Source organism: Acuticoccus kalidii (assembly GCF_021556395.1).
Classification (GTDB): domain Bacteria; phylum Pseudomonadota; class Alphaproteobacteria; order Rhizobiales; family Amorphaceae; genus Acuticoccus; species Acuticoccus kalidii.
Window position 1 is genome coordinate 123,388 of the sequence record NZ_JAKGCS010000015.1, and the last position, 15,537, is coordinate 138,924.

Below are 15,537 nucleotides of genomic sequence, written 5' to 3' on the forward strand. Positions count from 1 at the left end.
TCGAAAACGCGGAAGACGGCGCCCCTCGATCGAGGCGTCGCCGACAGGAAGGACGAAGGCGACATGGCGGCAGCGACCTTGACGGAGGAACCCACGAACGCGCGGGTTCTGGTGGTCGGCTCGGGCGGACGTGAGCACGCGCTCGCCGCGGCGATCGCCGCCTCCCCCAAGGTGGCGCACGTCGCCTTCGCCGGCGGACCGAACGCCGGGCTCGAAACCATCGCCGAGGCGATCGATCCCGCGACCGTCGAGGACGCGGCGACCGGCTTCGACCTCATCGTGATCGGCCCCGAAGCCCCGCTCGCGGACGGCCTCGCCGACCGCCTGTGCGCCAAGGGGCTCGCCGTGTTCGGCCCGTCGAAGGCCGCCGCGGAGCTCGAAGCCTCGAAGTCGTTCACCAAGGAATTGTGCACCCGCATCGGCGTTCCGACGGCGAAGGCCCGGATCTGCGACGAGCTGGCCGACGCGCTCGCCGCGGTCGACCGCATGGGCGCCCCTTTGGTGGTGAAGGCCGACGGGCTCGCCGCAGGCAAGGGCGTCGTCGTCGCCGAGACGATCGAGGAGGCCCGCCGCGCCGTCAAGGAATGCTTCGACGGCACCTTCGGCGCGGCCGGCGCCCGCGTCGTCCTCGAGGAGCGGCTCGAAGGCCCGGAGGTCAGCCTGTTCGCCCTCTCCGACGGCAAGACCGTCCGTGCCCTCGCCACCGCGCGGGACTATAAGCGCGCCTTCGACGGCAATCGCGGCCCCAACACCGGTGGCATGGGCGCAATCTCCCCCGCTCCCGACTTCGACGACGCGGCCTGCGAGGCGGCGATGGAGACGATCGTGCGCCCGACGCTCCGCGCCCTCGCGGACGACGGGATCGCCTATGTCGGCGTCCTCTATGCCGGGCTGATGCTGACCAAAGACGGGCCGAAGCTGATCGAATATAATGTCCGCTTCGGCGACCCGGAGTGCCAGGTGATCCTCCCCCGCCTCGCCGGCGACGCCTACAGCCTCCTCTACGCCACCGCGACCGGCAATCTCGCCGACGCGGCGATCGACAATCGCGGCACCGCGGTCGGCGTAGTCGTCGCCGCCGAGGGCTATCCCGGCCCCGTCCGCCGCGACGAGGAGATTGGCGGCCTCGACGCCGTCGCCGCCGCCGGCGCCACGGTCTACCATGCCGGCACCCGCCCCGACGGCGATCGCGTCCTCTCGAACGGCGGCCGCGTCCTCACCGTCGTCGCGACCGGCGCCGACGCCGACGCCGCCCGCGGCGCCGCCTATGGCGCGCTCACCCACCTCGCCTGGCCGGGCGGCCGCCACCGCAGCGATATCGGAAGCTGAACCGGCGCGCCCCGCCACCCGCCACGGTGAGGGGCGCCCGGCGATGCCGCGCGCTCCCCTTCCCTTCCTTTGGTGAGACGAAAGCCCGACCTTCCTTCGGAGCCGACTGACTCCGCGCTCGCCCGAGCCGGTTCGAGGGTCAACCCCGAAGAGCGAAGCGTGGGTTGAGGCTCGAACCGGCTCGGGCGATCCTGGACGATCGGCGGGAGCGGCTTGGCACGGCGCCCCACGGCCGCGCCGCAAAGACGGCTGCGCCATCAAAAGAGCCGCGCCGCAAAGATGAGCGCGCCACGAGGACCGCCACCCGGGCGGACGAACGCCCGTCAGCGCTCGCTTTCCACCATCCGCCGTTCGACCGCCGTGCGCAGCTCACGGATCTCCGCCCGCATTTCCCGAATCGAGCGGGCGATCTCGACGCTCTCGTCGTGGATCGCCTCGCGCCCTTCCGCCCCCTCGGCCTCGACGGTCTCCTGCATCGCGGAGACCACGACGCCGATAAACAGGTTGAGCACCACGAACGCCGTCAGGAGGACGAACGGCACGAAGAAGATCCAAGCGTTCGGGATCGCCTCCATCACCGGCCGCGCGATCCCCATCGACCAGGATTCCAAGGTCATGATCTGGAAGAGCGTGTAGGCCGACAGGCCGATGGTGCCGAACCATTCGGGAAATTCCGAGCCGAAGAGCTCCGTCGCCATCACCGAGGCGACGTAGAACACGATGACCAAGAGGACGATGATCGAGCCCATGCCGGGCAGCGCGGTGACGAGTCCCGTCACCACGCGGCGCAATGAGGGGACCATCGACAGGAGCCGAAGCACACGCAGGATCCTGAGCGCGCGCAGCACCTGGAACGGACCCGTCGCCGGCATCAGCGCGATCCCGACGATCGTGAAGTCGAAGAGGCTCCACGGATCGCGGAAGAAGGACAGGCGATGGACATAGAGCCGGAGCGCGATCTCGACGACGAAGATCACGAGCACCGCGCGGTCGAGCGCGTACAGGAACGAGCCGGCCCGCTCCATCATCGTGTCGCTGGTTTCGAGCCCGAGCGTGATCGCATTGATGACGATGAGCGCGGTGATCGCGTGCTCCCATCGCCGGGAGGATATGATCTGTCTAACGGTGTCGCGCATCGAGGTCTCCGGCCGGACCGGGATATGGGGACACTGGGTGACGCCTCAATGGCATTTGATGTCGTTGCCGCCCGGTGCGACGATCCGCCGACCGCCACACCGGATGGGCCCGATCAGAGCGATAAATCGACCACCGCGCGGCCGCGCACCTTCCCCGCCAGAATGTCGCGGCCGAGCTGCGGGACGGCCTCCAGCGGCACCTCGTCGATCATCGTCTCGAGGAGATCGAGCGGCAGATCCGTCGCGACGCGCTCCCAGGCGACGAGCCGGTTTTCGCGCGGCTGCATCACCGAATCGATACCGAGAAGGTTCACCCCGCGCAGCAGGAACGGAATGACGCTCGCCCCCTCGAGCGCCGCGCCGCCGGCAAGGCCGACCGCGGCGAGGCTGCCGCGATATTCGAGGAGCGTCAGGATGTGGGCGCACATCGCGCCTCCCACCGCGTCGACCGCGCCGGCATAGGTCTCCTTCCCGAGCGGCCGCGCGGGGGCGGAGGCGAGCGCCTCGCGCTCGACGATGCTCGCGGCGCCGAGGCGCTTCAGATAGTCGGCGGTCTCCGGCCGGCCCGTCACGGCGGCGACCTCATAGCCGAGCTTGGCGAGGATCGCGGTCGCGACCGAGCCGACCCCGCCAGCCGCGCCCGTCACCAGGACCGGCCGTCCGCCCGGCAGCACCTTGTGCGCTTCGAGCGCCATCACCGCGAGCATCGCGGTAAAGCCGGCGGTGCCCACCGCCATCGCCTGCCGGTCGGTGAGGCCATCCGGCAGCGGCACCAGCCAATCGCCCTTCACCCGCGCCTTTTCGGCATAGCCGCCCCACCACGCTTCGCCGACACGCCAGCCGGTGAGCACGACCTTGTCGCCGGGCGCATAGCGCGGATCGTCGGAGGCTTCGACGATCCCGGCGAAATCGATCCCCGGAACGTGCGGATAGGTGCGCACCAGGCCGCCGCCGCCGGTGAGGCACAGCCCGTCTTTGTAATTGACGGTGGAGTAGGTGACGCGGACGGTGACCATGCGCTCGCCGTCGCCTTCCGGCAGGCGCGCCTCGTCGATCTTCTCGATCGTGGCCGTCACCCCATCGTCCGCCTTGTCGACGATCAATGCCTTCATCGGTCCCCTCCTCTCGGCGCCATTCGTCGCGGGCGCCCTCGTCACGCGGTGCGACGCACCGCCCGTCATCAGCGCGCATCGGACGGCGGCGCCGCAATGTCAAATCCGGCGCGCCGCGCGGCTTGCGCCCGCTCGCCCGACGGGCGACATCGTGAGCTCGACGCTCAGCGGCCGGCCGGGCTCCCTTTCCTCACTCGAAACGCGCTAGATAGGGAATAAGGAGCCTCGTCCCAGGCCGCGATTCCCCTTCGTGCGGACGGTGCCCCAACGATGCGAACGAACAGACCTTCCTTTCGTCGCGACCGACAGAGCGAGCGACCCGGAGCCCCAATGCCCGATCCCTTCATGACCCGCGCCCAGCGACGGACCCTGTCATTCGGGCTTCAGACCGTCCTTGGTCTGCGCAAGCGCGGCTATTTCATCCCGATGCGCAACGCGGCAGCCTCCGCCGCCTGGGATCAACGCCCGTTCGACGCGCTGGTCCCGATCTTCCGCCGCGCCGAGGACGACATGATCGCGCATCTGTTCCGGATCGATGCGCTCGCCCACGAGATCGGCGCGATCGTCGGCCCGCCGCCGGAGCCGCGCTTCGATCAGTCGTGGTTCCCCCGGCTCGATGCGGCGGCGCTTTATGCGATGGTCCGTCATCTGGAGCCTGCCCGCATCGTCGAGGTGGGGTCGGGCCATTCCACCCGCTTCATCGCCCGCGCGATCCGCGATGCCGGGCTCGGCACCACCCTCACCGCCATCGACCCGCAACCGCGCGCCGACCTCGAAGGGCTGCCCATCACGCTCATTCGCAAGACCGTGCAGGAGGCGGGCCTCGCCCCCTTCGATCTTGCCGCCGGGGATATGCTGATCGTCGATTCCAGTCACGTCCTGATGCCGGGAACGGACGTCGACCTCATGCTCAATCACGTGATCCCGGCCCTTCCGGCCGGCGCCGTCGTGATGTTCCACGACATCTTCCTGCCCGCGCCCTACCCGTCCGCCTGGCCGTTCACGGCCTATAATGAGCAAAATGCCGTCGCGCCGCTGATCGGCGGGCGGGCCGATCTCCTGTTCGCGAGCGCCTATGTCGTCGCCCAGATGCCGGGCGCGCTCGGCAACAGCTTCGCGGGATCCTTGCCCCTCGTCGACGGCGCACGGGAAAGCGCGCTCTTCCTCCGGCTCAAATAAGCCACCACAACGAAATCGGCCCGGCCGAAGCCGGGCCATCGACGATCATTTCGGCTGCGGAACGATCCGCAGATAGGGCTTCAGAGCCTTCCAACCGCCGGGAAATTTCGTCTTCGCCTCCTCGTCGGAGACGGCCGGGACGATGATCACGTCCTCGCCGTGCTTCCAGTTCACTGGCGTTGCGACCTTGTGGGCGGCGGTGAGCTGGAGCGAGTCGATCACCCGAAGGATCTCGTCGAAATTGCGGCCGGTCGACGCCGGATAATTGAGGCTCATTTTGAGCGTCTTGTCCGGCCCGATCACGAACACGGACCGCACCGTCATCGTGTCGCTCGCGTTCGGGTGGATCATCCCGTAGAGCGTCGCAACCTTGCGGTCATGGTCGGCGATGAGCGGGAAGTTGAGCGCGGTGCCTTGCGTCTCTTCGATGTCCTTCGCCCACGTCTCGTGATCGGTGAGCTGGTCGACCGAAAGCCCCATCACGACGACGCCGCGCTTGGCGAATTCGTCCTTCAGCTTGGCGGTGTAGCCGAGCTCGGTCGTGCAGACCGGGGTGAAGTTCTTCGGGTGCGAGAACAGGATGGCCCACTTGCCATCGATATAGTCGTAGAAACGGATATGGCCTTCCGAGGTATCCGCCTCGAAGTCGGGAACCTTGTCGCCGATCTGAAGTGCCATGATGATCCTCCTCGTTTGGCCGGCGACGTGCCGGCCGGTCGCTCTGAGATCGCTTGCTTAGCACAAGCGTTCAAGAGCTGTGATGCCCGCGATCCCCGTCCGACGGGTGTCATTTCAACGCGACTCGACGAGGATCATATGAAGGCCGGGACACGCATTCGTCCCCGTCACCGTTCGCAAGGAAGAGACGCGTCGGATGTCCAATGAAGTCACTCGAGAGCGTGCGCGCCGCTGGTTCGGCCGCTCACTCGAAAAGCTCCACCCGGCGGAGCGCCGCGTCCTGGAACGCGCCGGCCGGCCTCTCGTCGAGGATTATGCGGCGCGCGCGCAAGCAAAGATTACCTTCGGCGAACGCCTCTCCGACAGGATCGCCGAGGTCGGCGGCTCCTGGCACTTCATCCTCAGCTTTCTCGGATTTCTCGTCCTGTGGGCGGTCGTCAACGTCGTCCTCCTGCGGTCGGACGCGTTCGACCCCTACCCGTTCGTGTTCCTCAATCTCATCCTCTCGATGCTCGCCGCGATCCAGGCGCCGATCATCATGATGTCGCAGAACCGCGCGGCGGACCGCGACCGGATCGAGGCGGGGCACGATTATGAGGTGAACCTCAAGGCCGAGATCGAGATCATCGCGCTCCACGAAAAGATCGATTCGCTCCGCCGCGCGGAGATCGCCGCCCTCACCGAAACGCTCGATCGAATCACGACGCGCCTCGAGCGGATCGAGGCGCGCCTTCCGGCCGAGAGGCCATGAACCCTATTCGCGCGCGTAGGTGTCGAGCGGCGGCAGCTCGGCGACGAGACCGGCGTCCGTCATGAACTGCGCGAACGCCTCGTAGCCCGCGACATCGAGCGGACGGCTCTGCGGGGCGAACTTGTCGAGCGTGTCCTCGAAGGCGGCGCGGTTCAATTCGTCATCGAGGTCGGGCTGGGCCTCGAAGAAGAGGCGCTCGGCCTCCTCGGGATGGGCTTGCATCCACGCCGTCGTCTCGTCGAGCGCGTCGAGGAGATGGCCGATGGCGGGATCGGCGGCGCGGTCGCGGTGGGTGATGAAGATCAGCTCCTCATAAGACGGAACGCCGTGCTCCTCGGGCAGGAAGGCCTTGCCCTCGGCCCCTTCGAGGCGGATCTGGGTCAGCTCGAAATTGCGGAAGGCACCGATCACGGCATCGACCTGGCCGGACAGGAGCGCCGGCGTCAGCGCAAAGTTCACGTTGACGAGGCGCACGTCGTCGAGCGTGAGATCGACGCTTGCGAGCATCCGGCCGAGGAGCGCGTCCTCGAAGCCGCCGACCGAATAGCCGACGGTCTTGCCGGCGAGATCGGAGAGCGTCTCGATCCCGCCGCCGTCCAGGGCGACGAGGCTGTTGAGCGGCGTCGCGACCAGCGTTCCGACGCGCATCACCGGCAGCTCCTCGCTCACCTGTTGATAAAGGCTCGGCTGGTAGGTGATCGCGATATCGCCCTCACCGGCGGCGACGAGGCGCGGCGGCGCGGCCGGGTCGGCCGGGGCGACGATCTCGACGGTGATGCCGCGATCGGCGAATGCGCCGCGCGCCTCGGCGACGATCAGCGGCGCGTGATCGGGATTGACGAACCAGTCGAGGAGAACGGTGAGCCGCTCCTGCGCGAAGGCGCTCGATGAGGCGGCGATGAGGAAGAGCGTGGCGAAGGCGGTGCGTAGCATGAAAACGTCCTGACGATTTGCGGGGATGCTAACGCGGCGCGGCCGGACCGCAAGTCGGGCTCGTCATCACGAGGCGGGTTGCCAACGGGCGAGCCGGTCGGCGACGAGGTCCACCGCCGCGCGCAACAGGAGCGCGAGCGCCGCGAGGGTGAAGAGGGCCGCGAACAGCGTCGGCGTCTGAAGCCGGGCGTTGGCGTGGAGCATGATATAGCCGAGACCCGCCGATGCCCCGACCCACTCGCCAACGACGGCGCCGATCGGCGCCACGGTCGCCGCCACCTTGAGACCGGCGACGAGGCCCGGCACCCCGCCCGGCGCGCGGATCAGCCACAGGATCTGACCACGGCTCGCCCCCTGAAGGCGGGCGAGATCGACGAGGCGGGCGTCGACGCGCGCCATCGCCTCGGCATAGGCGGTGGCGATCGGGAAATAGATGATGAGCGCCGCCATGGTGATCTTGGACAACAGCCCGAACCCGAGCCAGACGACGAGAAGCGGCGCGATCGCGAAGACCGGCAGCGTTTGCGTCACGATCACCGCCGGCAGGACGAGGCGGCGCATCAAGGGCGTCGCCGCGACCGCAAGCGCGGTCGCGACTCCCGCGATGAGACCGACGACGAGGCCGAGCACGATCTCGCTCGCCGTGATCGCGGCATGGTGGAGAAGATAGGCCCACCGCGTCGCGAACACGGTCGCGACGTCGAGCGGGCTCGGGAAGACGTAACGCGGCGGCGCGAAAATGGCGGTCGCGCCCCACCACAAGAGGAGCACGAGGAGAACGCCCGCGCCGGCGCGGCCAAGCCGTCGAAGATGCTCCGTCATCGGGATGAGCCGCAGCGAATCACGGGATCAATCACACGAAAGCCTGCCCCGTCCCGCAGGACACGGCAGGCTTTCGCCAGGATTGCGGCCGACGGCGACACGTCGGCGAAGATCGGCGCGCCGCCCGTGCCTAGCCCGGGCTCCAGGCCTGGATCGCGGCGTTCACCGACTTGAAGCCGTCATTGCCCTTGCGCAGCGTCAGGATCGCGCGGCGGCCGGATTCGTAGAGGATCGGAATATCGATCCAATCACGATCCCGCAGCAGGCGAAGATTGGCCTCGCGATCGGCCGATTCCTCGGACAAGGCGATCCAGAAGAGGCCGGAGGAGACGCGCGCCGCCGCACCGCGAAGCGCATCGCCACGCGATTGCTCGGTCTCCTTCATGATGAGGCCGGGCACGTTCTTCACGCCGCCGCCCTCAAAGTCGCTCGGGACGTTGAACGAGATCTCGATGAGGTGGCTCGCGGGAAGCTGACCGTCGCGATTTTCGCGAATCGTGATGGTCGCGCTCATGTCGCGATCGGGCACCTCGGCGTTGGCGCGGACGACCGGCTCGGGCTCACCGCCTCCGACCGACTGGCGCACCATCGACCATTCGACACCGCCCGGAACCGCCGAGCCCTGCTCGCCGGCTTGCGCGGCTTCCTCGTAAAGGACGGCCTGCTGGCTGCCCGCGGGGGAGATGTCTCCGATCGGCGCTTCGGACATCACGGCTTCGTCGTCGGCCTCGGCCTCCGCCTCGTCCGCGGCCTCCTGCGTCGCGTCGACCGCGGCGACCTGCTCCTCGGCCGGCGTCTGGGTGTCCGCGTCGGTCGCGAAGGGGCTCACGTCACTGCCGACGGTGCGCGCCGGTCCGCTGCTCGCCTCGTCGGTCGGCTCGGCCGTGTCCGTCGTGCCGGTCGTTTCGCCGAGATTGGTCTCTTCGCCCTCGTCGGCGCTGGTTTCCTCGCGCGGGGGCCAGGTGGTGGTCGTCACCGAGCGCGTGTCCTCGCCCTCGAGCGTCGAGGGGAGACGGTCGCTGTTCTTCGTCACCGACGGGCCGGACGATGCGATCGGCGCGCGGGTCGGAGCGCCGGCGCTCCCGGAACCATCGAACGAATCGATCACCGCCATCAGCTTTTCGCGCTGGGTGAAGGCGGCATAGGACGCGCCGACGAGCAGCGCGAGCACGATCACCGGAAGGACCATGCGCGAGACGAGAGACCGGCGGCGCTTTCCGCCGTCCTCGCGGGCGACGGCCACGTCGCGACGGGCCTTCTTCTTGTCCTGCTTGCGGCGGCCGGAGCGTTCGGCCCGCTGCTCGGCGCGGAGCGCACGCTCCTCTTCGCGACGACGACGACGTTCGGCACGATGGTCGACGACGGGCTCGTCGGCCTCCACCTCGTCCTCGTAGACCTCGTCTTCCTCGTAATGGTCCTGCTCTTCGGGCTGCTCGGCGCGCTCACTCTCGTATTCGAGTTCGAGCGGCTCCTGGTCGAAGGCGGGCTCGGAGCGGCGGCTGCGCGGCACATCGAGGACGGTCTCGGGCGTGTCGTCGAGGTCGGCCTCGAACATCACCTCGTCCGGCGCGGGCTCTTCCTCGATCGGGGCCGGCGTGATCTGCGGCTGCGGGACGGGAAGATTGGCCGGCGTATCGTCGCCGACGAGCGTCGCTTCGGAGACGGCATTTTGCAGGAGCGCGGCCTGCTGCTCGCGGTTGCGCTGCTGCTCCGCGCGGCGGCGCGCCTCGCGTTCGGCCTCGCTCTCGCGGTCGGCCTCGGCGCTGGGCGCCCCCTGGCCGGCGCGCGCCGGCAGCGCCGCGCCCTGAACGGCGCGGCGTGTGCGGATCTGCCGCGCGATCTCGTTCTCGATCTTGCGGATGGCATCTTCCAGCGCGAGCCTCTGCGCCGTCACATCCGCGGACGGAAGCGGCGGGTCGAAGCTCTGGAGCTGCTTCAAGAGTGCCTTACGTGCCTTGTCGTAGACGGCCCGCCGCTGCGGACCGCTTCCGTCGGGCAGCGAGGCGACCGCTCGCTGCAGCACGGAATAAAAGTCGGTCATTTCGACCACACGCCCTTTCTGCCTATGGGCACCGAATTAAATGCGAAAAGGGTCGTCAACAAGTATTGTATCGATTCGCTCCGGACTCGTCGACAACATCGCGACTGGCGCTCCGACCAATTCTTCCACATGACGGACATATTTCACCGCCTCGGCGGGCAACTCCCCCCACGACCGCGCACCCCGCGTGGAGCGCTTCCAACCCGACACTGTTTCATAGACCGGCTCGACATTCATCTGGCTGGCCCCGTCGGCCGGCAGACGATCCAATGTCTCGCCATTTAGCCTATAGGCGACACAGATCTTCAATTCGTCAAACCCGTCGAGCACATCGAGTTTGGTGAGTGCGAGACCGTCGATGCCGCCGGTCTCGACCGCCTGACGGACCATCACCGCATCGAACCAACCGCAGCGGCGCTTGCGCCCTGTGACGGTGCCGAATTCGGCGCCCCGCTCACCCATCCGCTCGCCAATCGCGTTGGCCTGCTCGGTCGGAAACGGTCCGTTGCCCACACGGGTCGTGTAAGCCTTTGTTATCCCGAGTATCCGCCCGAGGGAAGAGGGTCCGACGCCGCTTCCTGCCGCAGCCTGGCCACCCACGGTGTTGGACGACGTGACGAACGGATATGTCCCGTGGTCGATGTCGAGCATCGAGCCCTGGGCGCCCTCGAACAGGATGTTCCGCCCCTCGCGCCGGGCCTCGCGCAAAATCCGATAGGTCGCATCGGCATAGGCGAGGATCGGCCGTGCGGCCTCGAGCTCCTCGGCAATCGTCGCCGCGGCGATGGGCTCGGCGCCGAAGCCGACGCGCAACGCATTGTGATGGGCGAGAAGCCGCTCGATCCGCAGTGCGAGCGAGGCCTCGTCGAGAAGGTCCGACAGGCGGATCGCGCGGCGGCCCACCTTGTCCTCATAGGCGGGGCCGATGCCGCGGCCGGTCGTCCCGATCGCGCCGGCGCCGCTCGCCGCCTCGCGGAGCTGATCGAGCTCCCGGTGGACCGACAGGATCAACGGCACGTTCTCGGCGACCTTCAGCGTCTTCGGCGAGATCTCGACGCCCTTGGCGCGGACCGTCTCGATCTCCGAGAGAAGCGCCTGCGGGTCGAGCACGACACCGTTGCCGATCACCGACACCTTGTTCGGCCGCACCACCCCTGAGGGAAGGAGGCTCAATTTGTAGGTCACACCGTCGATCACCAGAGTGTGTCCGGCATTGTGGCCGCCCTGGAAGCGCACGATGACCTCCGCACGCTCCGACAACCAATCGACGATCTTGCCCTTGCCTTCGTCTCCCCACTGGGAGCCGACCACCACAACGCTGCCCATCAGCCTCGACTTTGCTTCCTGAACCGTCCGGAACACGTGAAATCACCGCCCCGGATCGCGGCTCGTTTTTCAAAACGCCAGGGCACCGTCACCTGCGTCCCGCAAGGCGCAGGATGCCCCAAACCGATCACGCCCCTCTGGCCGTGCGCCTCTTGCCGTGTCACAGACCGGCAAGCGGCGGTTCTGGCCCAAAACCGACCGTGCGGGCAAGCGAATCCACGCATGCCCAAGCCGATCTGACGTGTGTTGACCGAATCATCATGACCGACAGCCCCGATGCGCCCGCCGAACGTGGCGCGTTCGCCTTCGTTTCCCACCAGCCTTATGTGCTGCTCACGATCACGATGCTCCTGTGGTCGAGCAACATCATCCTGGCAAGAGCGGTGGTCGAAACCGTTCCGCCGATCGCCTTCGCCGTGCTGCGCTGGTCGTTCGCGATCCTGATCCTTCTGCCTTTCGCCTACCGCCATGTGAAGCGTGACCTTCCGGCGCTGCGCGCCTCCTGGCCGATCGTCGCACTCCTCGGCTTTCTCGGCATCGGCGCCTACAACACCCTCGTCTATATCGGTGTTCATACGACGAGCGCGGTGAACGCCGCCGTGCTGTCCTCGATATTCCCGATTTTGATCGCCGCTGTCGGTTTCGTGATCTTCCGCGACCGGCTGACGCTGGCGCAGACGATCGGCATTCTCGGCTCCTGCGTCGGCGCGCTCGTCATCCTGTCGAAGGGCGATCTGTCGATCCTCACCTCGTTCCATTTCGCGACGGGTGACCTGTGGATCCTCGCCGCCCAGACGATCTATGCGTCTTATACGGTGCTGTTGCGGCTGAGGCCGAAGGCGCACCCGCTGTCCTTCCTGTTGGCGACGATGGTGTTCGGCGAACTGATGCTGATTCCCTTCGCCATCGGGGAAGGGCTGAGCGGCCAGATCGTCACCCTCGACCTTTCGACGATCGGCGCGGCGCTTTATGTCGCGGTCTTCCCCGCCCTCATCGCGTTCATCTGCTTCAATCGCGGGGTCGCGCTGATCGGATCGAACCGCGCGAGTCCCTTCTTTCATCTGATCCCGGTGTTCGGCTCGCTGATGGCGCTCGGCTTTCTCGGCGAGTATGTCGGCCTCTACCATGTCGTCGGCTGGGTCATGATCCTCGCCGGGATCGGCGCCGGTCAGCTCGGCAGGCGGACCGGCGCGACACTCAAGCGGTGAAGGCGTCGCGCCAGGAAAGGCCCTCTTCCACCGTCATCGTCGGCACGTACTCGCAGCCGAAGACGCCGCGATAGCCCGCCTTCACGAAGCCCGGCAGCAGGAAGCCGTAATCGAGCTCGCCCCGATCGGGCTCGGCGCGGGTCAGGCCGCCCGCGATCTGGATGTGGCCGATCTTGTCCTTGTGCGTCTCATAGCGGGCGAGGACGTCGCCGCCCGAGCGCTGCATGTGGAAGCAGTCGTACATGATCTTCACGTTGGGCTTGGCGATCTTGTCGATCAGCGCGAGCCCGTGCTCCAGCGTCGAGACGAAATAGCCGGGCACCGCCGGGGCGCACAGCGGCTCGATGAGGATGGTGAGATCCGGCGCCGCCTCGCACGCCGCGGCGAGCCGGGAGACATAACGCGCCTCCGCGTCCGCCCCGGTGATCTTGCCGGCGACGATGTGGACCGCGCCCGCCTTCAACGCGCGGGCCGTGGCGATGGCGGTTTCGATGTCCGCCTCCGCCTCGGGGCCGGGCAACGCGGCCGAGCCGTTGGTCTCGCCCATGCGCGAGTTGATGCCGACGACCGGCATGTCGCCGAGCGCGGCCTTCACCGCCTCGATGTCCTCGCCCTGCGCCTGATCGTGAAACTCGACATGGGTGAAGCCGGCCGCGCGCGCCGCGCGGATCCGTTCCAGAAACGGGCGCTCCTTCCACAGGAAGCCGAGATTGGCGGAAAATTGCATCGTCAACGCCCCATCACCTTCATCGCCTTGTCGAAGAAATCCGGCGCGCCGAAATTGCCCGATTTCAGCGCGAGGACGAGATTGCCCGCCCGCACCGCCGGAACGCCCGGATCGATCTTCGGACCGATTTCCAGCGCGTCGAGGTCGAGCGCCGTCACCACCGCGCCGGAGGTCTCGCCGCCGGCCACGATGAGCCGCTCGACGCCCTTGGCGACGAGCCCGCGCGCGATCTCGCCGAACAGGTTTTCGAGCGCATGGGCGACCTTCGCGCCGCCATACTTCTTCTGCGCCGCCGCGACCGCTTCCGGGTCGTCGGACGAATAGACGAGCGGCAGGCCGTCGGCCGCGAGCGCCCAGTCGACGAACGTGTCGGCCGAGACGCTGCCGGCCATCACCTCGTCGGTGTCGATCTTCCGTTGCGGCCCGATCGCGGCGTGTTCCTTCACCTGTGCCCGCGTCGCCTTGGAACAGGAGCCGGACAGCGCGACGGCGCGCCCCTCCGCCCCGTCCCAGGTTGCGACATTGGCGCCGATCAGCCCGCTCCGGCGGAAGAGATCGGGCAGGCCGAGCGCGATCCCGGAGCCGCCGACGAGAAGGGGGAAGCCCTCCGCCGCCTCAGCGATCACCTCGAGATCGTGATCGTCGATCGCGTCCACGATGGCGATCTGCCGCCCTTCGTCCCGCTCATTGAGGAGCGCCGCGCGGCACGCCCCCGCCCCGAACCGCACCCGCGGCAACGGCACATGGCCGATCGGCGTCGTCGTCTGCCGTGCGAGCCAACGGCGGATATCGGGATCCGTCATCGGATTGATCGGGTGATTTTCGAGGCCCGATTCGGACAGGAGCGCGTCGTTGACGAAGAGGTGGCCCATATAGAGCGTGCGCCCGGTCGCCGGGAACACGGGGCAGACCACCACCGGCATCTGCGTCCCGAGCCGCTTGACGAGCGCTTCCGTCACCGGCCCGATATTGCCCTCGGGCGTCGAATCGAAGGTCGAGCAGATCTTGAAGAGGAATTGCTTGCAGCCCGCCGCGATCAGCCATTCCAGCGCTTCGAGCGACTGGCGCACCGCGTCCTCGACCGGGATCGAGCGCGATTTCAGCGCGATGACGCCCGCCTCCACCGCCGGATCGGCCGGACCGTCGGGCACGCCGACATATTGAACGGTCTTCATCCCGCCATCGGCGAGCATCAGCCCGAGATCGGACGAGCCCGTGAAGTCGTCCCCGATCGCGCCCAGAATCATGCGTCGTCTCCCGGCAGAGTGAGGCCGGCATTGCGCGCATAGACCTTGGCGACCGCCGCATCGTCCTCACGGCCGAGGCCGGAGCCGGACGCGGCGAGGAACTGCTGCAAGGCGGCGCCGGCGATCGGCGCGGCAAAGCGTGCGTCGCGCGCGATATCCTCGACCAGGCCGAGATCCTTGACGAAAATGTCCACCGCCGAGTGCGGCGTATAGTCCCCATCGCGAATGTGGGGCCCTCGGTTTTGCAGCATCCAACTGTTCCCTGCGCAGTCGTTGATCACCGAGACGATCTGTCCCGGCTCCAGTCCCTGCGACATTCCGAATGTGATCGCCTCCGCCGCGGCCGCGATATGGACCCCGGCGAGAAGCTGGTTGACGACTTTCATCGCCGATCCGATCCCGGCCGCATCGCCGAGGCGGAAGAGGTTCGCCGACATCGCCTCGATCGCCGGATCGGCGCGGCGGAAGGCCTCCGGCGTGCCCGAGGCGAGGACCGACAATTCCCCGCTCGCGGCCCGCACGCTGCCGCCCGAGATCGGCGCGTCGAGATAACGGTCGGCGCCGACACGCTCGGCCATCGCACGGGCGAAGTCCGGCGACACGGTGGCGCAGCTCACCACCACGGCGTCCGCCTTGAGGGCGCCGACGATGCCGGTCTCGCCGAAGCGACCTCCGCCGAAAAGCACATCCTCGGTCTGAGCGGCGTTCACGACCACCACGACGACGATATCGGCCTCGCCGATAGCGGCGGGATCGGCAGGCTCGCCGCTTTCCTTGGCGAATTCGGCCTCACGCGCCGGGTCGACGTCGAACCCGTTGACGGCGAAGCCGGCCTTGACCAGCACCCTCGCCATGCCGCCGCCCATCGAGCCGAGCCCTATGAGGGCCACGCGCTTTTTTGTCATTGAACGTCCTCCTCGGCCGGCAACTTAGGCCGGCGCGCGCGATCACGCGACCCTGACCGGGTCGTTGTCAAACGTTTGACCCTCGATCCACCTTTGTGAATATGAGAACTGTTGCCTCGGTGCGGCGCCGGCGGATCGGCCGG

Annotated in this window: 14 protein-coding genes; 4 read left to right on the forward strand and 10 right to left on the reverse strand. The window is 67.8% G+C overall.

Going from position 1 to position 15,537, the window contains the following annotated elements; all coding sequences use genetic code 11:
- The first annotated feature begins 63 nt into the window (after positions 1-63).
- Entirely contained in the window at positions 64-1,329 is a 1,266-nt protein-coding gene (gene purD / locus L1787_RS08595; RefSeq protein WP_235708343.1) for a phosphoribosylamine--glycine ligase, read from the forward strand.
- A gap of 323 nt (positions 1,330-1,652) precedes the next feature.
- Here purD and L1787_RS08600 read toward each other — a convergent pair whose 3' ends face one another.
- Complete coding sequence (locus L1787_RS08600) at positions 1,653-2,465, reverse strand: ion transporter (protein ID WP_235708345.1); 813 nt, start codon at positions 2,463-2,465, stop codon at positions 1,653-1,655.
- A gap of 113 nt (positions 2,466-2,578) precedes the next feature.
- A complete protein-coding gene (locus L1787_RS08605; protein WP_235708347.1) occupies positions 2,579-3,577 on the reverse strand; it encodes an MDR family oxidoreductase in 999 nt (332 codons plus the stop codon).
- A gap of 330 nt (positions 3,578-3,907) precedes the next feature.
- Between L1787_RS08605 and L1787_RS08610 the strand changes: the two genes are divergently transcribed.
- Positions 3,908-4,756 (forward strand): class I SAM-dependent methyltransferase, encoded by an 849-nt coding sequence (locus L1787_RS08610; RefSeq protein ID WP_235708349.1) that lies wholly within the window; start codon positions 3,908-3,910, stop codon positions 4,754-4,756.
- 45 nt (positions 4,757-4,801) lie between these two features.
- Here the strand turns inward: L1787_RS08610 and L1787_RS08615 are convergent, their stop codons facing one another.
- The gene (locus L1787_RS08615) at positions 4,802-5,434 is read right to left on the reverse strand and encodes a peroxiredoxin (protein WP_235708350.1); all 633 of its coding nucleotides are present in this window, start codon (positions 5,432-5,434) and stop codon (positions 4,802-4,804) included.
- A gap of 196 nt (positions 5,435-5,630) precedes the next feature.
- Here L1787_RS08615 and L1787_RS08620 point away from each other — a divergent pair, with 196 nt between their 5' ends.
- Positions 5,631-6,185: a DUF1003 domain-containing protein gene (locus tag L1787_RS08620; RefSeq protein ID WP_235708352.1), complete on the forward strand. Its 555-nt coding sequence runs from the start codon at positions 5,631-5,633 to the stop codon at positions 6,183-6,185.
- 3 nt (positions 6,186-6,188) lie between these two features.
- On the opposite strand, the gene L1787_RS08625 is transcribed toward L1787_RS08620, so the two are convergent.
- The 4 genes from L1787_RS08625 to L1787_RS08640 form a co-directional block, all read right to left on the reverse strand.
- Positions 6,189-7,118, reverse strand: coding sequence for an ABC transporter substrate-binding protein (locus L1787_RS08625; protein WP_235708354.1), 930 nt, complete (start codon positions 7,116-7,118; stop codon positions 6,189-6,191).
- A gap of 66 nt (positions 7,119-7,184) precedes the next feature.
- A complete protein-coding gene (locus L1787_RS08630) occupies positions 7,185-7,940 on the reverse strand; it encodes an ABC transporter permease (RefSeq protein ID WP_235708355.1) in 756 nt (251 codons plus the stop codon).
- Positions 7,941-8,070: 130 nt separating this feature from the next.
- Positions 8,071-9,981, reverse strand: coding sequence for a hypothetical protein (locus tag L1787_RS08635; RefSeq protein WP_235708358.1), 1,911 nt, complete (start codon positions 9,979-9,981; stop codon positions 8,071-8,073).
- 36 nt (positions 9,982-10,017) lie between these two features.
- Positions 10,018-11,307, reverse strand: coding sequence for an adenylosuccinate synthase (locus tag L1787_RS08640; protein ID WP_235708360.1), 1,290 nt, complete (start codon positions 11,305-11,307; stop codon positions 10,018-10,020).
- 260 nt (positions 11,308-11,567) lie between these two features.
- Here L1787_RS08640 and L1787_RS08645 point away from each other — a divergent pair, with 260 nt between their 5' ends.
- A complete protein-coding gene (locus L1787_RS08645) occupies positions 11,568-12,515 on the forward strand; it encodes a DMT family transporter (protein ID WP_235708363.1) in 948 nt (315 codons plus the stop codon).
- On the opposite strand, the gene L1787_RS08650 is transcribed toward L1787_RS08645, so the two are convergent.
- The 3 genes from L1787_RS08650 to ltnD are packed head-to-tail and all read right to left on the reverse strand — an operon-like array spanning position 12,505 to position 15,394.
- Positions 12,505-13,242, reverse strand: a complete 738-nt coding sequence (locus L1787_RS08650; protein ID WP_235708364.1) for a hydroxypyruvate isomerase family protein — start codon at positions 13,240-13,242, stop codon at positions 12,505-12,507. The two genes, L1787_RS08645 and L1787_RS08650, sit on opposite strands and share 11 nt — an antisense overlap.
- Positions 13,243-13,244: 2 nt before the next feature.
- Complete coding sequence (gene otnK, locus L1787_RS08655; protein WP_235708366.1) at positions 13,245-14,489, reverse strand: 3-oxo-tetronate kinase; 1,245 nt, start codon at positions 14,487-14,489, stop codon at positions 13,245-13,247.
- Positions 14,486-15,394 (reverse strand): L-threonate dehydrogenase, encoded by a 909-nt coding sequence (ltnD, locus tag L1787_RS08660; RefSeq protein ID WP_235708367.1) that lies wholly within the window; start codon positions 15,392-15,394, stop codon positions 14,486-14,488. The genes otnK and ltnD overlap by 4 nt, the downstream gene beginning before the upstream one ends.
- Positions 15,395-15,537: the final 143 nt, after the last annotated feature.